Below are 21,423 nucleotides of genomic sequence, written 5' to 3'. Positions count from 1 at the left end.
TTCTATCAGCAAAAAGGGGGGGCAGTTATTGGGTTTAACGCCGCGGCAAGAAAAAATTGCTGAGATGGTCAGAACATTAGGCCCGATTACCGGGGAACAAATTGCTGAACGTCTTAGTGTAACCAGAGCCGCCCTTAGGCCTGATTTAGCTATCCTGGTGATGTCCGGTATGGTAGAAGCCCGACCCAAGGTGGGCTACTACTATACCGGCAAAAATACTCTAAGCTTGCTAACTGAACAAGTTAACAGGATAAAAGTTAAGGATGTGCAATCAGTGCCTGTTGTTGTCACCACTGGCACAAGCGCCTATGATGCTGTTGTCACTATGTTCCTGGAAGATGTCGGTTCAGTATATGTTGTTGAACCAGGCGGCATTTTAGGTGGAGTGGTTTCGCGTAAAGATGTGCTTAAGGTGGCTATGGGTGGAAGCGACCTGCATAAAATGCCTGTAAAGGTACTTATGACACCGGTGACGAAAATAATTACAACAACTCCGGAGGAACCAATTTTAACAGCTGCCAAAAAAATTATTGACAACGAGGTGGATAGTCTGCCGGTTGTTGTTCCGGCTAACCTGCGGGGCAACAAAGTTCATGAGCATGAAGTAGTCGGGCGTCTAACTAAAACCAATATTACCAGAGTGTTTGTTGAAATTGGCGAAGGACGAGGAGGAGACAGTTATGGCTAAGCTGCCGATTATTTATGCATTATCAGATTCTCTTGGTGAAACGGCTGAAATGGTGGCTCGCGCTACGGCTAGTCAGTTTAATTCCAGTGAATTTGATATTATCCGGATACCTTATATCAACTCGGTGGAGCAAATTGCCGAAACAGTGCAGGAAGCAGCCAACCATTCTTGTGTTATTTGTCATACCTTAGTTTCTCCTGATTTGCGTGAGGCATTATTAGAACAGGCCAAAGAACATAATATTCCGACAATCGATATTATGGGTCCGATGATTGCTGCAGTGCAAGACATCAGTGGCATAACTCCCAGACTAAAACCAGGGCTTATTCATAAACTTGACCAGGAATATTTTAAACGGGTGGAAGCGGTAGAGTTTGCCGTAAAGTATGATGACGGCAAAAACCCCTGGGGGTTGCTAAAAGCCGATATTGTAATTCTTGGTGTTTCGCGCACCTCAAAAACCCCGCTAAGCATGTATTTGGCTCATAAAAAAGTCAAAGTGGCCAATGTGCCGCTTGTGCCGGAAATACCGCCGCCGCAGGAGCTCTTTCAAGTACCGCCTCATCGCACGGTTGGCCTGATTATTGACAAGTTCAAGCTTAATGAAATTCGCAGTGAACGCCTCAAAACAATGGGATTAGGGCCTGATGCCAGCTATGCCAATATTGAGCGGATACACGAGGAGCTTGACTATGCCCGGTCGATTATGCGCCGAGTGCAGTGCCCGATAATTGATGTATCCAATAAAGCTATCGAAGAGACGGCAAACCGGATATTGGAAATTGTTCAGAAAAACAAATTAGTCAATTTGTAAAAAAAATGACGTTTTACGCCAAATAGTAAAAATCCCTGGTACGCATTTTGTTGCGGCCAGGGATTTTCTTAATCACTTTAAATCATTTTAAAGGAAACTATTAAGTTTGACATTATAGCTGACAGAATCAGCTGACCAATGGCTGCCGTTTTGAGCTACATTAACATTGCCGTTAAAAACAGCTATTTTGGTACGCCAGTTAAATTCCACAGTATCGGCTGTGATAGCTAATCCGTTGCGGGACAGGTTAACGCCACCGTCAATTTTTGCCTTATCCTTAGTGCCGTAGACATATACACTGTCACCGGTAAAATGCACATCATTCTCAGTTACGGTGATGCCGCCCGAACCCCAGATTTCCAGTGAAACCGGGTTAACTTTTGCCTGGCCGGCAGTTATTATCCGGTTTTTCATCTCAATGCGGACGTTGCCATTTAGAACATAAAGACCGGTACTAATATCAAAATATGTACGATCAGCTGTTACTACCGGTTTTGCTGCCGCTGCCAGGCCTGTGAAAAGTACTAAGATTAAAAGAGTGGATAAAAATATTTTGGTTCTCATCCGTTACGCCCCTTTCTATTATATCATTATAACAAATTATTCGGAGTTGTGCTCTGCCAAAATGTGTAATACTGAGAAAAACTAGTCTCATAAAGGGAAATAATGTATAATATATAGAAAAGGAGGCTGAACATATGAAAATTCGTGAGCGCATTGAAGAACAAGAATTTAAAATATTATCCAGTTATGCTGCAAAAAGCCGGGAAGCCGTCCGGGATCATGAAGAACCGTTTTGTGATTTTCGTACAGCCTTTCAACGGGACCGGGATCGCGTGATTCATAGTAAGGCCTTCAGACGTCTTAAACATAAAACGCAAGTATATATATCTCCTGGTGACCATTACCGTATGCGCATGACGCACAGTTTGGAGGTTGCGCAAATATCCCGGACTATTGCCCGTGGACTCAGGCTTAATGAAGATTTGACAGAAGCCATCGCGTTGGGGCATGATGTCGGACATACTCCTTTTGGACATGCAGGGGAATACGCCTTACGTGACCTTATCGGGCGTTATCATCATAATGAGCAAAGCTTACGAGTGGTAGAGCATTTGGAACGGAACGGACAAGGGCTTAACTTGACTGCCGAAGTAAGAGATGGAATTTTAAACCATACAGGCGAAAATAAACCCTTTACGCTTGAGGGCAATATCGTTTGCTACGGCGACCGTATCGCCTATTTGTGTCATGATTATGATGACGGTATTAGGGCCGGCATGCTCAAGCCGGTAGATTTACCGGCAAAGGTTTCTAAGGTACTCGGTTCAAACCCCTCCAGCATGATAACGGTTATGGTGTCAGATATTATTACAGAGTCTGATGGAAAAAATGAAATTATTATGTCCGGCCGGGTTAAAGACGCTATGAACGAATTCCGTTCATTCATGTTTAGCAGGATTTATCGTTCAGATGCGCTTGAACCTGACCGGAAAAAGGCTATGTACGTTATTAGCAAACTTTTTGAATCCTACATGTCCGCTCCTGGCAATTTGCCACAGGAATTTTTGGAACGTGAAGAACGATGGGGGCTGCAAACCATTGTTGTTGACTATATTGCCGGTTTGACGGATTTGTATGCCATTAAGCAGTTTGAAAAATTATTTATCCCTGCTACCTGGGGGATACCAAAATAGTCAGCAGAGCTTACACCTTAGGCTCTGTTTTTTATCCTAACAGAAAGTAAACTTTCTTATAAACAGGATCAACATCGGCTTGTGCCGTTGCCAGAGGCTCGGCACAAGCCGTGTTTTCTTTCTAAACAAATATTATCAGTTTTGTCAAGATGTAAAAGAGGAATTTTGTCATTTATATTGAATAATAATTACTAAAGTAACTGCTGAAAAACACGGTTGCACTGAACTATGCATAAACAACTTTCTATATTTGCTGTTTTTTGGCAGGAATATTACTCTTAATGCAGAATTAAGTCAGATGTTGGAACTATTTGCAGAATCATGTATCTAAAAACACAGCAGGAGAATTTGCTCATTGCCTGGATAAGGTGAGTTTATGAAAGATGCGATTTTCGATGATTTTATCGATAGGTTGCGCTCGGAAAGTGATATTGTCAGTATTGTCTCAGACTATGTTGCGTTAAAAAAGAAAGGGAAAAATTACTGGGGATGCTGTCCTTTCCATAACGAGAAGACACCTTCGTTTTCGGTAACTCCGGATAAAGGTTTTTTCTATTGTTTTGGTTGTCAGAGCGGTGGCAATGTTTTCAATTTCCTCATGAAAGTTGAAAGCATTACTTTTTTTGAAGCGGTAAAGCTCTTGGCGAAAAAACTTAACATTCCTATGCCGGAAAAGGAAAAATCCCCGCGCGAGCAAGCCCGGGATCAGGAAATAGCCAAAATATATCAGGTAAACGAGTTAGCCAGAGATTTTTTTCATTCCTGTCTAACCAAAACCAATTATGGTAAACCGGCCCGTGATTATCTGACCAGTCGTGGCATAACTGCTGAATGTATTGATTTTTTTAAACTAGGGTTTGCACCACCATTCTGGGATAAACTATCATCAGCATTCAGTGAAAGAGGCATTACTCTTGATATACTGCTGAAATCAGGGCTGTGTGCTGCCCGGACATCAGGAGATGGCGTTTACGATCGATTCCGTAACCGTATTATGTTTCCGATAAGCGATGTAAGAGGCCGGATTGTAGGTTTCGGTGGCAGGGTTTTGGATGATACTCAGCCTAAATACCTTAATTCACCGGAAACTCAAGTTTTTAATAAACGCCAGGTACTATACGGCATTGAGAGTGCATATAAGCCTATTCGCGACTTAGGCAAGGTAGTTATTGTTGAAGGTTATCTGGATGCTATCACGCTGTATACTCATGGCATCAAAAATGTAGTGGCATCCCTGGGGACGGCTTTTACACCAGAACAGGCCAGAACCCTCCTGAAACTTAATAACCTTAATACTGAGCTTTTGTTTTCCTATGACAGCGATGCAGCCGGCCAGAATGCAACCCTGCGGGCGCTCAATACTGTGCGGGCATTAGGCGCAGCTATCAGGGTAGTAACAATACCAGATGGTAAGGATCCGGACGAGTTTATTAGGAAACATGGCAGTGCAGCCTTTGAAGAGTTACTGGCAGCAGCACAGTCTCTGTTGGATTATCAGCTTGACCAAGCGTTAAAATCAGATGATTATTCTACTGTTCAAGGCAAAATTGCTGTTGTTGGCAAACTGGCACCCATTTTGGCCGAGGCAGATAATGCGGTAGAAATCAATGCTCATATTACACGGTTATCTCAGATACTTGCTGTTGATGAAAGCGCTTTACGGAGCGAAATAACAAAATATATAGTTCAGCTTAAAAAGGATAAAAATGTAAAAAACGGGAAAACTATAAACATTGCCTTCTTATATAAACAACCGGCACCAGCAGTAGTTCAGGCTGAACGTCAACTGATTCGTTTGATGTGCGATGATTTATCACTGGTTCCTTATGTATTTGCAAAAATTTTTCCACAAGAATTTCAAGGTGTTTTGCAACAAGAGATAATTAATTTGATATTTAATGCGTATAATATGGAAAAAAATATTACACAGGCAGAACTAAATACAGTTGTGAATAGCTTAAGTGAAAAAGCCAATAACGAATTTTCACATATTATGTTAATGGAAATACAGTTTGAGGATGTAGTCAAATTAGTAGATGATTGTATAAAAACCATTAGGTTAGCTCATTTAACAACATTGTACGAACAACACCGGCTGATGGCCGACGAATTAGAACGCATGGGGGATAGTAGCTTTCTGCAGGAACTGGCGGAAAGTCAGCGAATTAAACATGAAATTAGCAAATTGCATCACTAATAAGCAGGTATGGATAAATCAACTACTGTCGATTGCCACGGGAAGGGGGGAAAACTATGGCCGATAAGAAAAATACTTCAGGCGAGCATGTCAATGAGCTATTGCATAAAGGAAAAAAACGCGGTGTGTTAACATATGCCGAAATTATGGATACTATGCAGACCGATGATATGAGTCCTGATGAAATTGATGATATGTATGAAATCTTTAGCAATAAAGGTATTGAAATTGTTGATGATGCCCCGGACAGTGAATTGATTGAAGGCCCTGACATGGCTGAGATTGAATCCACAGCCGAAGAAGTAGATATAGATCTCACCATTCCTGAAGGCATTAACATCGATGACCCTGTTCGTATGTACCTTAAGGAAATTGGCCGGGTACCGCTCTTAACCGCTGATGAAGAAGTGAAACTGGCAAAGCGTATGGAGCAAGGAGACGAGGAGGCCAAACGCCGGCTTGCAGAAGCTAATTTACGACTGGTTGTAAGTATTGCCAAGCGGTATGTTGGCAGGGGGATGCTGTTCCTTGATCTTATTCAAGAAGGTAATTTGGGACTAATTAAGGCTGTAGAAAAATTCGACTACAACAAGGGATATAAATTTAGCACATATGCTACCTGGTGGATACGCCAGGCCATAACCAGAGCTATTGCCGACCAGGCTCGTACTATCCGTATTCCAGTGCACATGGTGGAAACCATCAACAAGCTCATTCGCGTGTCACGCCAGCTGCTGCAAGAACTTGGGCGTGAACCATCGCCGGAAGAAGTTGCCAAAGCTATGGATGTTAGTGTCGAGCGGGTACGGGAAATTATGAAAATCGCGCAGGAACCTGTATCATTGGAAACGCCTATTGGTGAAGAAGAAGATTCTCATTTAGGCGACTTTATTGAAGACCAGGACGCGCCTGCTCCTGCTGAAGCAGCATCATTTATGTTGCTTAAGGAACAGCTGGAGGAAGTGCTTGAAACACTTACTCCGCGTGAAGAGAAAGTGCTGCGTCTCAGATTTGGCCTGGATGATGGCCGGGCTCGTACTCTCGAAGAAGTGGGGCAGTATTTTGGCGTTACCCGTGAACGGATTCGCCAGATAGAAGCTAAAGCACTGAGGAAACTTCGTCATCCAAGCCGCAGTAAGAAATTAAAAGACTTCCTTGAATAAATTTGCTAAACTACTTGACGTAATAAATACATTATCTTATAATAATTAACGTTGGCGATATTCCTCGATAGCTCAGTTGGTAGAGCAATCGGCTGTTAACCGATCGGTCGTAGGTTCGAGTCCTACTCGAGGAGCCATAAGCAGATAAGCAGAGAGCCAGATTTCTAGGAGCGACAGCGACGCGGAAATCTGTGCGAATCGCTTAGTTCCAAGCGGTAGCGCGGAACATCCTATCCTATACGTTTCTAACTATGTTTCCAAACAGGCTTTCTTCGGAAAACCTGTTTTAATCTCTCTAGGGCCTATAGCTCAGCGGTAGAGCAGCCGGCTCATAACCGGCTGGTCCCTGGTTCGATCCCAGGTGGGCCCACCATTTGTTCTGGCCCGTTGGTCAAGCGGTTAAGACACCGCCCTTTCACGGCGGTATCAAGGGTTCGATTCCCTTACGGGTCACCATAAGCAGCGAACCAGGTTCTCACGAGCCGATAGGCGACATGAGAACCTGAGTGATAAGCAGAGAGCCAGGTTTTGGAGAGCGAAAGCGATACCAGAACCTGTGCGAATTGCTTAGTTCTGAGCGGTAGCGCAGAACATCCTTTATTCTAATTACCCGGGCGATTAGCTCAGCCGGGAGAGCGCCTGCCTTACAAGCAGGATGTCGGCAGTTCGATCCTGTCATCGCCCACCATAAAAACCTGCGAAGTTAAGCTCGCAGGTTTTTTGTTTAGTCTAATAGAATGATTTTGCGCGTCAGCGATTTTTCTTACTATATAGGAGGAAAGGATTTTTTAGCCACCAGGCGAAATAATAACAAGGACAAACCGACAGGAGGATACACAATGAAATTGGGCGAACGATTAAAAACCATTGCAGACATGGTTCCTGCCGGAGCAACTATGGCCGATATCGGTACAGATCATGCTTATTTGCCAATATATCTTGTTACCAGGAATGTTATTTCCCGCGCTATTGCCGGAGATATCCATTATGGCCCCTATCTATCGGCGAAAAACGCGGTGGAATCCCGGCAATTGGCAGAACAGGTTTCCGTACGGCAGGGGAATGGCCTTGAGGTACTTAGCCCCGGTGAAGCCGACGTCGCTGTGATTGCCGGCATGGGTGGGGCAAATATTATTGACATTTTGACATCCCGGCCAGAGGTGACGATAAGCATTAAACGCCTTATTTTACAACCCATGATTGCTGCCGCACTTGTTAGAGAATGGTTATGTATTAACAATTGGCACATCGTTGATGAACAATTGGTGGAAGAGGATGGGCGGTTATATCAGATCATTGCGGCAGAACAAGGAATAAGCCGGCAAGTGGAGCCGGTATTATATGAAATTGGACCGCTGCTCTGGCATACAAGGCATCCGCTGTTGAAACAGCATATCGAAGAATTGATCAGTCATTTGCGTGGCGTACTTTCGGCAATGGCCGGCAGTACGGAAGCCGTTAATTCTGTAAAATACAGAGAGTTTAATGGAAAACTGAAAGAATTGGAGGACAAGCTTGCATGTCTGTAAAATGCCGTGATATTATTGCCGGGCTTGAGCAGTTAGCTCCTGGTTATTTGGCAGAGGATTGGGATAATGTTGGTCTGTTGGTTGGCAGTCCGGAACAGACTATACATAAAGTCAGTGTAGCTTTGGATGTAGATATGGCGGTTATTAGTGAAGCAATCGCGGCAGGCGCTGACATGATTGTTGCCCATCACCCGCTAATATTTAAAAAAATTTCGCAGCTTCGCACCGATTTGCCATTAGGAAGTATGTTGTCCACTTTAATTAAACATGGAATCGCCGTATATACCGCCCATACCAATCTTGACAGTGCGCCCGGGGGAGTGAATGATGTACTGGCCCGGAAACTCAATCTGCTGGCTATTGCGCCGCTGACGACGGTTTATCAGGAGCCGCTGCACAAGCTGGCAGTTTTTGTTCCTGCCTCCCATGTCGAACAGGTGCGCATGGCTATGACTGAAGCTGGTGCGGGGCATATTGGGAATTACAGCCATTGCACTTTTCAGACTCAGGGGATCGGCACATTTTTACCGCTTGCCGGGACTGCGCCATTTATCGGTGAACAGGGCAAGCTTGAATTTGTTGAGGAATACCGGCTGGAAACCATTGTCACAAAATCGCGGCGCTCTGAGGTGATTGCTGCCATGCTGGCGGCCCATCCTTATGAAGAAGTTGCTTACGATGAATATGTACTTAAAAATAGCGGCCTTCGTCACGGTTTGGGACGTGTTGGCCGCCTGACAGAGTCAATGCCTTTGGCAGAATTTATACAGAAGGTAAAGACGGCGTTAGCTGTTGAAGCAATTAAAGTGGCAGGTCCGGCCGATGCTGTAATTAACACTGTGGCGGTATGCGGTGGCAGCGGGGCCAGTTTGATTGAAGCCGCAAGTAAGGCGGGAGCCGATGTCCTGGTGACCGGCGATGTAAAATATCATGATGCCCAGCAGGCAATTGCTGAGGGGATGGTTATTATAGATGCCGGTCATTTTGCTACCGAACAACCGGTGGTGGAAAGTGTGGTCAGGTATTTAACCCTGTGTGCCGGCAAAAAAAACTGGAATGTACAAATTATGGCTAGTAATGTACAGCAGGATGTATTTAGATCCTATTAATACAGCTGTGTCTTGACCGGAGTAACTCTTGTTTTAGTACTGCTTAGTTCTTATTGATTTAGTGTTGAACAAGTGATATAATAAATATCCGGTTGATTAACCTCTGAGTACGAAAGATGATCGCGGGTGCTTGATTGCACTCGAGGAAAGTCCGAGCTCCTTAGGGCAGGGTGCTGGATAACGTCCAGCGAGGGCGACCTCAGGGAAAGTGCCACAGAAATGCAGACCGCCTAACCTTGGTTAGGTAAGGATGGAACGGTGCGGTAAGAGCGCACCAGCAGTCAGGTGACTGACTGGCTAGGTAAACCCCACCTGGAGCAAGACCGAATAGGGAAGGGATGAAGCTGCCCGCTGAGCCTTCCGGGTTGTGTCGCTTGAGCTGTCAGGCAACTGCCGGCCCAGATAAATGATCATCACCGCTAACGCGGAACAGAACTCGGCTTATTGACTACTCAGACAAGCATAAAGAAAACACGGCTTGCGCCGAGCCTTTGGCGAAAGCACAAGCCGATGTTGCCCTTATCCAGGTGAAAGTTATACTTTCTATCATGATAAAAAAACCCCGCAGGCATTTTGGCTGCGGGTTTTGTATTATTTCCAGAATAAAATTTCCGGAGCTTTTTTAGGTACTGCCGGCGGTTTGACCTCCGGATAACCTACGATGATCGGGGCTACCGCTTCATATTCCGCCGGGACGCCGAGTTCTTCCTTGATTTCAGCCAGACTTAAAAATCTCTGGGCAAAGCCAATCCAACAGGTGCCAAGGTTTTGGCTGTGTGCTGCCAGCATAAAGTTTTGTGCGGCTAAACAGCAATCCACAGTACCATTTGGAGATCCAGGCTTGGCAAAGATAATTACCAGTGACTGGGCATTGTAAAAAATATTGAAATCAGGGTTTTCAAATGCTGCTTTATACTTGTTGAGCTGCGGAAATTTATCCAGCGATGCCAGGAGAAGTTGCTTGGTGCGGTCGGAATATTCTTTGAGCAGGGCGGCATTTTGAATTACAGCATAGGCCCAAGGCTGGGAATTCATAGCGCTGGGGGCCTGTACGGCAGCGTCGAGCAGTTTTTCAATTGTTGCTTTATCTACCTGGGCGCTGGTATAACTTCGTACTGAGCGGCGGCTATTAATGGCTTCCAATAGCTCCATGTAATCACATCCTTTTCCACCGATTATAGCAATAGCATAACTGAATCAAATTCAAATGTAAAGTTTTGGGGTTGAAAACTTATTGTATTTTGGTCATACTAGTAGATGAGTTAACCTTGTTAAGGAGGAATCTTTTTGACAGCATTTATTACATCACTTACCTTTGTTATACTTGCTGAAATGGGGGATAAGACACAATTGCTGGGCATGGCGTTTGCCACTCGTTATCCGTGGCCTACCGTTTTGGCCGGTGTTTTCGTAGCCACCGTTCTTAATCATCTCTTTGCTGTAGTTGTTGGTAGTTACATAACGCTATTCATGCCGTTACAATATGTGCAGATTGCTGCTGCGGCATCATTTATTATTTTTGGCTTGTGGACAATCCGGGGAGATGAACTTAACGGTGAAGATAAAGAGACTAACCGCAGCCCCTTTTGGACAGTCACTATCGCTTTTTTTATTGCAGAAATGGGAGACAAAACCCAGTTGGCCACCGTCGCACTGGCAGCTCAGTTTGCCAATCAAATCATACCTGTTTGGCTGGGAACCACAGTCGGCATGATGATTGCCAATGCCATCGGTATAGTTATTGGTGTAGTGCTAGGCAAGAAGATTCCTGAGCGATTAGTAAAATGGGTTGCCGCTAGTATCTTTATTTTCTTTGGTGTAGCCGGCTTATATGAATATTTACCGCGCCACATAGTAACGACACCTGTTATGGTAGGTGGGGTATCTGTTATCCTGTTGGCAATGCTCCTGGTTGCCAGAATGGGGCATGGGGGAAAACAGCCACATGGACAAGGGGAATGAGTAAAAATAGAAAAAAGTAATTTAGTATCTAGACAAAAGGATTTTTTATGCTATAATAAGTACATATTTAAATATGACTGAGTCAATGGCGACTCCTTCACACCTGCAAAGTGGAGGAGTTTGTTTTTTTGCCCGAATTGGCCAGGGTCTATTGCGAGAACCTATAAGATGAATATTTTATGATGAGGTGAAGGAAATGACTAAAGATTTAGTGTATGTAATTCCTGCAGGTAAATATGGTAAAGAAGAAATTTTGAACCTGTTAACTAATCACCCGGAAATCAAGTTTGCTTCACTGGTGGGTATTGACTTGGCTGGTAATGATACCGATGAGAAGATTCCTATTGGTTTGTTCATGGAGGATATGGAAAACTTTTATGATGGCAGTGCAGTCCAGACAGATGGCTCGTCTGTTGTTCTTACCGGCATTGCAACATTAAACAACGCCAAACTGGATATGCTGGCCGATGCCAGTGTTAATTGGTTTGTAGACTATAATTATGAACATATTGATGAGGAGACCGGTAAACCTGTCGGTACGCTCCGGATTCCGGCGTTCCTGGTACATGATGGACTTAGAGTTGACTCCCGTTCCATTTTAGCGCAAAGCATGGAATATATAAAAGCGGAAATCAAGGCTCTTTTCCAAAACAATAGTAAGATTGCCGGCTTAGAACATATCAATGCTGCTGATGTAGACGATATTCTCTTTACTGCGGCCACCGAACTTGAATTCTGGGTAAAAACTCCGGCCAACAAAGCAGAAGTGGAAGAACTGTCGGCTTCCCAGGTTCTACAGGAGCAATACTGGCAGCGGACACGTGGCAATGTCCGTACTGCAATGGAACAAGCCATATTGATGATGGCCAAATATGGTCTTGAACCGGAAATGGGTCACAAAGAAGTCGGTGGCGTTAAAGCACAGATCGATGAAACCGGTCACTTAAACCATGTTATGGAACAGCTGGAGATTGACTGGAAGTTTTCTAATGCTTTGCAATGCGCAGACAATGAGCTTCAAGCCAGAATTATTGTGAAAGAAGCTTTTCGGGCAAATGGCCTGGAGGTAACTTTCAAGGCAAAACCGATAATTGGTGTTGCTGGCAGTGGTGAACATACTCATGTCGGCATTGCAGCAAAACTTAAGTCTGGAAAAGTCGTTAACCTGTTCTCGCCTTCTGATATGAAGCAGTATTTTTTAAGCGCCATTGGTTATGGTGCAATCATGGGACTCTTAAAGCATTACGAAGTCATTAACCCGTTCATTTCTTCAACCAATGACTCGCTTAATCGTTTAAAGCCCGGTTTTGAGGCACCGGTATGTATCGTAACCTCCTTAGGCCATACTCCGGCCGTGCCTTCGCGTAACAGAACCATCCTGGCGGGACTGGTACGTGATGTTAATAATCCGATGGCTACCAGATTTGAAGTTCGTTCTCCGAATCCGTATACCAATACCTATATTGCAATAACGGCTATTTATATGAGCATGCTTGATGGTATTAAAGCTGCCGTAAATTCTGGCAAAACAATAGCAGAACTGGATGCCGAGCTTTCCAAAGAAGCCGGACAAGAAGGCTTTTATCTTGAAACAGAACGGGCGTATCGCAGCGAACATGACGTATTTGATGATTATTCTGCCGAAGAGCGTAATCGCTTGTTTGGCAAACCGCCTGCCACTGTTTGGGAAAACATGCAAAATATCGAGAAATATCCGGAGAAGGTTAAAACACTTACTATTGGCGGATCTTTCCGCCCCGAACTGGTTAAGGCTTTTGTGGCTGGTGCGTTAGTTCGCTGGAAAACTGAGCTGCTCAATCGCATTATTCCGGAAAATCTCGGTGTTGTAAAAGAGGCAGTACTCTTGCATAATGCTGATTGTGCCAGTGATCTTGACCTTTCCAACTGGGATAAGATCAATGCTCTCAGAGTGGGACTTGCCAAAGACTGCTTATCGCAAAAGTGTATATTTACCCGGATTAAAGAGGCTATTCAGGCAGGCGATTATGATACTGCATCAGCCCTGCAAATTGAGATGTCAGATAAGGTTAATGAATTAAAAGTACTCTATCGTGAATACAAGAAGAATATGATCCATTGTTAATAGGATATCACCTTACTAATAGTAAAAATCCCAGTGAAATTTCACTGGGATTTTTACCCATGCTGCTTTCCTTTTATTCTGAGATTAACCTGCTCTAAGACCCCTATCTTCTACAGGCGGGAGTTCAAGAGCGGCTAAGTCCCAGGATAAGTATGTATATAATAGTGTACATAATTTAATTTGCTAATTATTCACTATATTTGATAAAAAAGTCACAAAGGAAAAAGGATTTTATCCAGAAAGATGGAATATAATCCAGTATATTATGAATTTAATAAAGGGAGGACATCCACATGCAAAAAAATGCCTGTGATATGGGCAACTTGTTTAGCGACTTGGAAGGCCTGAGAATCGCTATTGATATGGAGGCACGTGGTCGCGACTTTTACAAAAAAGCATATGAGCAAGCCAAAAATCAGGAACATAAAGACTTGTTCATGTTTCTTATGAATGAAGAAATTTATCATCATGAAAAATTCACTGCACTTTATAATAAACTTAAGGAAAACAAAGATGCGGATGCCAGCGATTACCTGTTTGACCAAGAAACTTCAAAGTATTTGACAGTTCTCGCTGAGCCCCATATTTTCCCTAAAGATAAGGCAGCGCAAACTTTGCCTGAACTTAATACCATTGCCGATATTCTGAAAGCCGCTTTACAAGATGAGAAAGATTCTATTCTGTTTTATGATGCCTTAGCGAAATGTGCTAAATTTGAAGAAGCCAGAACTATATTTAACCAGTTAAAAGCTGAAGAACAGACACATGTAGTAAAACTCCGTGAAATGCTGGATGCCTGGGCGTAAGCCAGAATCGATTTAGCAAGAATATAGCGTCTATATGGATGCTATATTTTTTTGCGTCAAAAGAACTCTATCTCTGCCCTTTGCATTTTTTAGAAAAATTTTGTAAGGGAGCAGGATTTTTATAAGAAGTATCTAATTTATAATAATATTCCACTACATATTATTATCTTATAGGAGGTTTCATATTATGGAACAAAAGACAGATTTATTGGAAAAAGGTGCTATCGTTCAGCGTGACAGAGAAACATATGCTATTGCTCCTCATATTCCCGGTGGTGTCATTCTCGATGTTAACGTGTTGAGGAAAATAGCCGACGTCTCAGAAAAATACGGAGCCAAGGCACTCAAACTAACCTCAGCGCAGCGGATTGCCATTGTTGGTATTGCCGAGGATAAAATTGATGCCGTGTGGGAAGAACTAGGGATGGATAAAGGTGCTGCTGTTGGTCTGTGTGTGCGGAGCGTAAAGATTTGTCCGGCCACTCATTTCTGTAAGCGGGCCCAGCAAGATGGTTTAACGTTAGGGCTTGAGATTGATAAATTGTATCATGGCATGGAGTTGCCAGGCAAACTCAAATTTGGGGTTAGCGGCTGTACCAATTCCTGTGCTGAGGGCTGGGTAAAGGATATAGGCCTGATCGGTACCGCTAAAGGCTGGAAAATTGTAATTGGCGGCTGTGCTGGTGCCAGAGCCAGAGTTGCTGATTTATTAACAGAACAAATACCTCAGGAAGAAGTAATCGCGATTATTAATAAAATCATTGCTTACTACAAAGCCAATGCCCGCAAACACGAGCGCATTGGCATGATGATAGATCGTTTAGGCTTAGACAATGTAAAACAGGGTATTCTAGGTTAACAGAGCAGCGCTTGGACAGCCCAAGCGCTTTCCTTTTAGTCTGACAAAAATGTACATATTTTTGGATATATATAATTTGGATATATGTAATACGGATTCTTGGTCAGGAAAGTGAGGTAGAAATCGTGAATATTGATATTTGTTTTACTCCTAACGATTTTGACGATGAAAAATACAGTAAGTACAGTGCGGTGGTTATTGATGTGCTTAGAGCGACGACAAGTATTGCCACTGCTTGTGCCAATGGCTGTAAAGAGCTAATCCCTGTAAGAACAGTAGCAGAGGCTAACAAGCTTAAAGCTAATAATCCGGATATATTGCTGGCTGGTGAACGCGAAGGCTTGCTTATTCCGGGTTTTAACCTGGGAAATTCGCCTTTTGAATACACACGGGAACAAGTAGCAAGTAAAACAATTGTAATGACAACGACCAACGGAACGTTGGCATTAACCAAAGCAAGTGCGGCTCAAAAGGTATATGCAATGGCTTTTGTTAATGCGGCTGCCATAACAAGTGCTTTACAACAGCAGCAAGACGATGTCGTCATTGTATGTGCCGGTTCGGAGGGGCGGTTTTCCTTGGAAGACACTTTGTGTGCAGGCCTGCTGGCAGAGCGCTTCAGTAAGACTGCTAAACTCAGTGACACCGCATTGGCCGCGCAGGCGATGTACCGTGATTTTGCCGCCGAGTTACTGCCAAGGGTGGCAGAATCGTCACATGCCAGCTATTTACGTAGTATCGGCTTTGAACAAGATGTTATGTTATGTTTACAACAAGATACCTTGTCAGTTATTCCGGTATTTGAAAATGGTACTATAACTGCTTGCATTAAATAAAGAAAACACGGCTTGTGCCGAGTCTTTGGCGGGCCGAATTGCTATGCCATCCGTGGCACAATCGGTATTAGCACCATCCAGGCGCGTCGCAGCGGAAGCCGGTGTTGATCCTGTTCTTAAGAAAGTTATATTTCTGTTAGGACAAAAAAAGCTGATTGTTTTTGCAATCAGTTTTCTTGTTTAATTTACCTCTATTAATTATGTAAACTATATGATAAAATGTGTTACGAATCCAAACCATTAAAGGGGAAGGAGTATTATTGTGAAAAGAAAGATAGCCGCTGTCATGTTGATGGTTTTCGCAATGCCAATATTTTCGTTGGCGATGCCTAAAGCAGAGGCTGCGTCTTTGGGAGACCAACTGGCTGAATTATCTGCTGCCAACGCACAGGCTGCCCAGATTGAAGAGTTGTTGAAAATAAAGGATAATTTTGAACAAGGCAATAAACAGGCATTGTGGGGAACTCTTGCCCAATTTGCCCTTGAACGCACCGGAAAAGCGGATATTGTTAATGATATTAGCTCAGTTGCGGCGCAACTGGCAGTCCAGGACCAGGATGTGGCTAAGCAAAACATTGCCCGGGCGGTAGAGACTGCTGTGCGTAGTAGCGTGCAGGAAAAAGTCCAAGCAGAGGTAAGTGACCGTTTAGCCGGATACCAGGATGAGGTGGTCTTGCTTTCTACGTTGCTTACTAACACTAATAACTATTTTGATGCCAAACGCAGTCAAGAATAATATTCATTTGGATCTTAATCCCGCAAAGTGCCATTGGGTTATGGTAGCTAATGCGATGTAATGTGTTAAATTAACCGGCTTTAGCCGGTTAATTTTTTTGTTGGCCTGACAGCATGTAAAATTTCATACCCTTGCGGACAGCTGCATATATTTTCTGAAGAATACAGTCTGTAAGGGGGCGAACCAGGTGAATTCCTTATGGTCGTTTAAAGTCAGGCGTTCACGGATATTTTTCGGTATAGCAGTATTAGCTATTTTAAGCATTGTTTTTAGCATTCTTGGCTTTGAGTATATGGATGAACAGGACCTGGCGGCAATTGATAGTCGGCAACCCTTTGAGGCACCTGCCGGTAAGGTGAGCATTCTAATAAAAGTTCAGTCAAGGGAGTTAGAGCTCCATAACGATGGTGAGCTTTACAAAAAGTACCGGATTGCTGTGGGTAAAAGTAAAACTCCCACCCCTATTGGCGAATGGAATGTTGTATGGAAGGATTATGACTGGGGAACAGGGTTTGGTACTCGCTGGATGGGGTTAAATGTGCCGTGGGGCACATTTGGTATTCATGGGACCAATAAGCCATGGTCAATTGGACAATTTGCCAGCCATGGCTGTATCAGAATGCGCAATAAGGATGTCGAAGAGCTGTTTGAATGGACTCCTATTGGTACTCCGGTAAGCATTACAGGCAGAAATATTAGGATTGAAAGAAATTTGAAATATAAAGCTTCAGGCTCCGACGTAGCTGCGCTGCAGCTCAAACTTAAAGAGATGGGATACTTTCAGGGACGGGCTGACGGCTTGTTTGGCACTATGACAGAAGAAGCGGTTAAAGCTTATCAAGCAGATAAAGGGGTAGCTGTTACCGGTGTAGCGAGTAAGGAGTTATGCACGGCGCTGGGAATATAATGTTTGCCTCCAATTTTTCCTGAAATTTTTAAATAACTGAAAGAAATAGACGATATGACAAGAATATACCATGATATCGAATTTGACCAAGCTTGCAATTTGGTATATTATATTTATAATGCCGAATCCTTATATGGTACGGGGGAACCAATAGAAATACAGGGGTGAATCCGCAATCGCGGTAGGGCGTTCTCACATTCTCTTTTGCCCAAACCCGACAGCTAACCTCGGAGGCGCATTGTAAGAGAGGTGAAACCATTGAAAAGAGCCTTTTGGGCGTTTACTTTTGCATTGGTCATGCTGTTTGCAGTAAGCAGCCCATCGGTCGGATTGACTGCGGAGCAGCCGGAAAAAGCGCCGATTGCTGTTGGCGCACGTGGCGATGAAGTACGAGCTGTGCAGAAGTTTTTGGCAGATGGTGGTTTTTATGCCGGCGCGATTGATGGGATCTTCGGTCCGATTACCGCTAAGGCCGTAAAAGAATTTCAACGTAATAATGACCTTGAAGTAACGGGTATTGTTGACAAAGAAACATTCGCCTATCTTGGGCGCTTGACGAGTGAACCCAGCAGATACAGCCGCTCTATTGTTATGAAGGCATCAGCGTATACGGCGCATGATCCTGGAAATGGCAGCTATACATACCGGGGCAATTATTTGCGTAAGGGTTTGGTTGCTGTCGATCCATCGGTTATTCCTTTGGGAACCAGATTGTATATTAAAGGCTATGGGTATGCAGTAGCTGACGATATCGGCAGTGCGATTAAGGGTAACCGTATTGATTTGGCTTATGAGAACCGCCGCGAGGCTTTGGCTTTTGGCGTTCGGCAAGTAACAGTATATATACTTGACTAAAGAGGCTTAGCAGAGTAAGCCTCTTTTTTTTATTCCAAAGCAGGTTATCCTGGAATATTAATAACTTCCAAGTATTATACTACACTTAGAATTGTGCAAATATACGGGGGCGTGTCTAAGTTGAACTTCATCTCAAGCGAAATGCTGCCATTGGTATTAGCGTTGGTTTCCGGGGTATTAATGGCGGTGCAGGGGTCGCTGAATTCTTCGTTAAGTAAAGTTATTGGTCTTTTGGAGGCCACATTTATTGTGCAAATTACCGGAAGTTTGTTGGTAATGATCTTGCTGTTTTTGTTTAAAATGGGTAAGGGGAATTTGTACGCATGGCAAGGAGCACCTTGGTATTCCTGGTTGGGAGGTATGATTGGCGTTGCCATAATATATTTGGTAGCTGCCAGTATCCCCAGTGTTGGTGTAGCCAATGCTACTACCGCTATAATTGTCGGACAAGTATTGACGGCCATTCTTATTGATCATTTTGGCGGCTTTGGCCTTGAACGTATGGCTTGCAGCCCTCAACAGCTGTTTGGCTTAGTATTACTTGCAGTTGGCGCTAAACTGCTGTTAAAATAGCGCGTTTTTTCATTTTTTTGCAATTTGGGTGTTAACAAAAAAATCATTATGCGGTATACTTATCTTTAGTATTTTTTTGTATTATGCGAACAATAAGGAGGCAAGGCATGGATTTTAACTTTACTCCCGACCAACTGGATCTACAAAAGATGGTAAAGGATTTTGTGGCTAAAGAAATTACTCCGCACGCTTTAGAAATGGATAAAGACGGTGTGGTTCCAGCTGATCTGTGGAAGAAGCTTGATGAAGCAGGCTTGCTCAATTTAACTGTTCCTGAAGAGTATGATGGACCAGGTCTTGATGCCCTTTCAATCGCTCTTATCTATGAGGAACTGGGAAAAGGGTGTGCTGGTGTAGCTACAACAACGGCAGCCAATGCTTTAGCTTCTTATCCGGTAGTATTATTGGGTACTGATGAGCAAAAGCGGAAGATGTTTGATGTTCTTAATAATGGTAAATTAGCCGCTTTTGCGCTGACTGAGCCAGGTGCCGGTTCTGACGCAGGAGCAGTTGCCACTACCGCTGTTAAAGACGGTGAAGATTATATTCTTAATGGAACAAAGTGTTTTATTACTAATGGTGGCATTGCTGAAATTTATATTATTTTTGCTAATACCCGTAAAACAGCCGGTATCCGTGGCCTGACTGCTTTTATTGTCGATCGCGGCACTCCGGGTTTTACAGTTGGTAAAGAAGAAGAAAAGATGGGGATCAGGGCCTCTAATACCTGCGAATTGGTGTTAGACAACGTGCGTATTCCGGCAACTAACCGTATTGGCCGTGAAGGAGAAGGTTTCAAGATTGCCATGAAAACACTGGATGCTGCCCGGCCGTTTGTTGGTGCGGTATCGGTGGGATTGGCTCAGGCGGCTTTTGAATTGGCTGTTAAATACTCCAAGGAGCGCGTACAATTTGATAAGCCTATTGCTTCGTTCCAGCTTGTACAGGCTATGCTGGCTGATATGGCGATGCAAATTGAGGCTGCCCGGCTGCTGGTTTATAAAGCCTGCTGGCTGAAAGACCAGGGTGTGGATTATACTAAAGAATCTGCCATTGCTAAATGCTTTGCTGCTGACACGGCGATGAAGGTTACGGTGGATGCTGTTCAAGTGCTGGGCGGATATGGTTATTCCAAAGAGTATCCTGCGGAGAAATATATGCGTGATGCTAAAATCATGCAGATTTACGAAGGAACCAACCAAATTCAACGTCTGGTAATTGCCAACAATATTCTGTACTAATTTATAAAGTACCTTGACTTTTATAATTAACCGTAATATAATTTACCTGAGTTGAGGGACTATAGCTCAGTTGGTTAGAGTACTACGTTGACATCGTAGGGGTCACTGGTTCGAGTCCAGTTAGTCCCACCAGAATGCAAAAAAACAGGCTCACAGAAATGTATCTGTGGGCTTTTCTGTTTTTTAAGAAACTTAGCTATTTTCGTTACTTTTTTGATAGGTTTACGTTTATTGTAATAACAAAGTGATTTTTAAAAAGGAGAGTTTCGTGATATGCAATATAAAAAACAAATTGCGGGAATTATATCGGCTGTAGTTCTTTTTGTTCCGTCAGTGTACCTGGCACAGGAAGGCTCTTATGAGACCAATACAGTGAAAACCGTTTATAATGCGGCAGGTCATGTTACCGGTGCGGCGCGCAGCTTGGCAATGGAACCGGCAAAAATTGAGCTGCCTGCCGGGAGGTATGTACTTGACGCTAAAATTGCCGATGTTACTGGTGATGCTATCGAAGACAATATCTTCTTAATTGGTCGCAAAGCAAAACCGGACGCTATATATGCCGACCAAATCGATATCATAGTTCAAAATGGTGCGACCGGTAACCAGGTGTCTACTCAATTGGAGAATTTCGGCGGTTACGAAGCTAAGTTGTTTGTGGGAGATTTTGACGGCGATAAGATCAGTGATGTTATGGTGTCGGCACCAACAGGTGGCAGCGGCGGCATTGTGGGACACGTTATCGCTACTTTCAGTGGCGCCGAACCGAAGGTGATTTTTGCTGAAAAGAATAATGGTGGAGCAAAGTTTACCGGCAGGTTTGTTGATGGCTTTAAAGCCGAATTAGTCAACGAAAATACCGGACGCAGTACCATTGTTGATCTCAGTGCTAATAAAGACAGGTATCTTGGCAGTAATGTGTATAGCCCGGAAGGTAAGCTTTTAAAAGAAGTTAAGCCATACTCCTATCCATTTTCAGTAATAGAACCCATTGATTTTAGCCGTAACGGCACCTATGAGCTTCGTGGTCATCAACGGGTGGTAGGGGCATACAACGCTGATCTGGTGGCCAATGTAACTTCCATATGGAAATATGAAGACAATGAATGGCGGATAAGGCAGATTGAAGTAGCAACAGTATTATTGTCAATGAATGAGCAAGGAAATTAACAGAATTTTTAAAGGAAAAAATAGCTTTATAGCGAATATATGCTTTTATTGAGAGTGGTGTTGCTCATTACTTGAATGGAGATATTATATGGGACTTCCAGAGGGCACAGAAAATTTTGTGTAAATAAGTTTGAAACATCTTCCTTACTGGCAAGAATAGGAATAAACCTATTTGAG

The 21,423-nt window shown here is 43.6% G+C and carries 20 protein-coding genes, 5 tRNA genes, 1 other RNA gene and 1 riboswitch; of the genes, 24 read left to right on the top strand and 2 right to left on the bottom strand.

The genetic code is table 11. The annotated features are described in order from the left end of the window. The first annotated feature begins 28 nt into the window (after positions 1-28). Positions 29-688, top strand: coding sequence for a helix-turn-helix transcriptional regulator (locus tag GT1_RS00130; RefSeq protein ID WP_188396551.1), 660 nt, complete (start codon positions 29-31; stop codon positions 686-688). Beyond that, positions 681-1,502, top strand: a complete 822-nt coding sequence (locus tag GT1_RS00125) for a pyruvate, water dikinase regulatory protein (RefSeq protein ID WP_188396549.1) — start codon at positions 681-683, stop codon at positions 1,500-1,502. The genes GT1_RS00130 and GT1_RS00125 overlap by 8 nt, the downstream gene beginning before the upstream one ends. Positions 1,503-1,589: 87 nt before the next feature. On the opposite strand, the gene GT1_RS00120 is transcribed toward GT1_RS00125, so the two are convergent. Further along, complete coding sequence (locus tag GT1_RS00120) at positions 1,590-2,066, bottom strand: LptA/OstA family protein (RefSeq protein WP_188396547.1); 477 nt, start codon at positions 2,064-2,066, stop codon at positions 1,590-1,592. A gap of 134 nt (positions 2,067-2,200) precedes the next feature. Here GT1_RS00120 and GT1_RS00115 point away from each other — a divergent pair, with 134 nt between their 5' ends. From GT1_RS00115 to rnpB, 10 genes are all read left to right on the top strand, one after another. Next, positions 2,201-3,199: a deoxyguanosinetriphosphate triphosphohydrolase gene (locus GT1_RS00115; protein WP_188396545.1), complete on the top strand. Its 999-nt coding sequence runs from the start codon at positions 2,201-2,203 to the stop codon at positions 3,197-3,199. Between the two features lie 376 nt (positions 3,200-3,575). After that, entirely contained in the window at positions 3,576-5,396 is a 1,821-nt protein-coding gene (gene dnaG, locus GT1_RS00110; protein WP_188396543.1) for a DNA primase, read from the top strand. Between the two features lie 56 nt (positions 5,397-5,452). Continuing rightward, a complete protein-coding gene (gene rpoD / locus GT1_RS00105; RefSeq protein ID WP_075755500.1) occupies positions 5,453-6,559 on the top strand; it encodes an RNA polymerase sigma factor RpoD in 1,107 nt (368 codons plus the stop codon). Between the two features lie 61 nt (positions 6,560-6,620). Next, a tRNA-Asn gene (locus GT1_RS00100) sits at positions 6,621-6,696 on the top strand. Between the two features lie 161 nt (positions 6,697-6,857). Then, a tRNA-Ile gene (locus GT1_RS00095) sits at positions 6,858-6,932 on the top strand. Positions 6,933-6,940: 8 nt separating this feature from the next. Further along, positions 6,941-7,015 (top strand) — tRNA-Glu (locus GT1_RS00090). 156 nt (positions 7,016-7,171) lie between these two features. After that, positions 7,172-7,247 (top strand) — tRNA-Val (locus tag GT1_RS00085). A 151-nt stretch (positions 7,248-7,398) separates the two neighbouring features. After that, entirely contained in the window at positions 7,399-8,088 is a 690-nt protein-coding gene (locus GT1_RS00080; protein ID WP_075755501.1) for a class I SAM-dependent methyltransferase, read from the top strand. After that, positions 8,079-9,197, top strand: coding sequence for a Nif3-like dinuclear metal center hexameric protein (locus GT1_RS00075; protein ID WP_188396541.1), 1,119 nt, complete (start codon positions 8,079-8,081; stop codon positions 9,195-9,197). The genes GT1_RS00080 and GT1_RS00075 overlap by 10 nt, the downstream gene beginning before the upstream one ends. A gap of 104 nt (positions 9,198-9,301) precedes the next feature. Beyond that, positions 9,302-9,656: RNase P RNA component class A (rnpB, locus tag GT1_RS00070), an RNA gene on the top strand. Between the two features lie 132 nt (positions 9,657-9,788). On the opposite strand, the gene GT1_RS00065 is transcribed toward rnpB, so the two are convergent. After that, a complete protein-coding gene (locus GT1_RS00065; protein WP_188396534.1) occupies positions 9,789-10,349 on the bottom strand; it encodes a nitroreductase family protein in 561 nt (186 codons plus the stop codon). Positions 10,350-10,484: 135 nt separating this feature from the next. On the opposite strand from GT1_RS00065, the gene GT1_RS00060 reads away from it, so the two are divergent. The 12 genes from GT1_RS00060 to GT1_RS00005 all read left to right on the top strand — a co-directional run bounded on the left by GT1_RS00060 (position 10,485) and on the right by GT1_RS00005 (position 21,246). Further along, a complete protein-coding gene (locus GT1_RS00060; protein WP_075755504.1) occupies positions 10,485-11,159 on the top strand; it encodes a TMEM165/GDT1 family protein in 675 nt (224 codons plus the stop codon). A gap of 196 nt (positions 11,160-11,355) precedes the next feature. Next, complete coding sequence (locus tag GT1_RS00055) at positions 11,356-13,263, top strand: glutamine synthetase (RefSeq protein ID WP_188396531.1); 1,908 nt, start codon at positions 11,356-11,358, stop codon at positions 13,261-13,263. A gap of 293 nt (positions 13,264-13,556) precedes the next feature. Next, positions 13,557-14,069 carry a ferritin family protein gene (locus tag GT1_RS00050; protein ID WP_075755506.1) on the top strand — a complete coding sequence of 171 codons (513 nt, stop codon included), beginning with the start codon at positions 13,557-13,559 and terminating at the stop codon, positions 14,067-14,069. Between the two features lie 187 nt (positions 14,070-14,256). Beyond that, positions 14,257-14,928: an NAD(P)/FAD-dependent oxidoreductase gene (locus GT1_RS00045; RefSeq protein WP_075755507.1), complete on the top strand. Its 672-nt coding sequence runs from the start codon at positions 14,257-14,259 to the stop codon at positions 14,926-14,928. 125 nt (positions 14,929-15,053) lie between these two features. After that, entirely contained in the window at positions 15,054-15,764 is a 711-nt protein-coding gene (locus tag GT1_RS00040; protein WP_188396529.1) for a 2-phosphosulfolactate phosphatase, read from the top strand. 262 nt (positions 15,765-16,026) lie between these two features. Continuing rightward, complete coding sequence (locus tag GT1_RS00035; protein ID WP_188396527.1) at positions 16,027-16,500, top strand: hypothetical protein; 474 nt, start codon at positions 16,027-16,029, stop codon at positions 16,498-16,500. A 187-nt stretch (positions 16,501-16,687) separates the two neighbouring features. Next, positions 16,688-17,407, top strand: coding sequence for a L,D-transpeptidase family protein (locus GT1_RS00030; protein WP_075755511.1), 720 nt, complete (start codon positions 16,688-16,690; stop codon positions 17,405-17,407). A gap of 109 nt (positions 17,408-17,516) precedes the next feature. Then, positions 17,517-17,659: riboswitch (cyclic di-AMP (ydaO/yuaA leader) on the top strand. A gap of 6 nt (positions 17,660-17,665) precedes the next feature. Continuing rightward, complete coding sequence (locus GT1_RS00025; protein ID WP_223225968.1) at positions 17,666-18,262, top strand: peptidoglycan-binding protein; 597 nt, start codon at positions 17,666-17,668, stop codon at positions 18,260-18,262. Positions 18,263-18,382: 120 nt separating this feature from the next. After that, positions 18,383-18,835: a DMT family transporter gene (locus GT1_RS00020; protein WP_223225967.1), complete on the top strand. Its 453-nt coding sequence runs from the start codon at positions 18,383-18,385 to the stop codon at positions 18,833-18,835. A 107-nt stretch (positions 18,836-18,942) separates the two neighbouring features. Next, positions 18,943-20,076, top strand: a complete 1,134-nt coding sequence (locus tag GT1_RS00015) for an acyl-CoA dehydrogenase family protein (RefSeq protein WP_075755512.1) — start codon at positions 18,943-18,945, stop codon at positions 20,074-20,076. A gap of 55 nt (positions 20,077-20,131) precedes the next feature. Beyond that, positions 20,132-20,208, top strand: a tRNA-Val gene (locus GT1_RS00010). A gap of 141 nt (positions 20,209-20,349) precedes the next feature. Next, positions 20,350-21,246 (top strand): integrin alpha, encoded by an 897-nt coding sequence (locus tag GT1_RS00005; RefSeq protein ID WP_075755513.1) that lies wholly within the window; start codon positions 20,350-20,352, stop codon positions 21,244-21,246. Positions 21,247-21,423 lie beyond the last annotated feature (177 nt).

It is taken from the genome of Sporomusa sp. GT1, from assembly GCF_014634905.1.
In the GTDB taxonomy this organism is placed as follows: domain Bacteria; phylum Bacillota; class Negativicutes; order Sporomusales; family Sporomusaceae; genus Sporomusa; species Sporomusa sphaeroides.
This window is presented reverse-complemented; position numbering and strand designations above follow the sequence as displayed.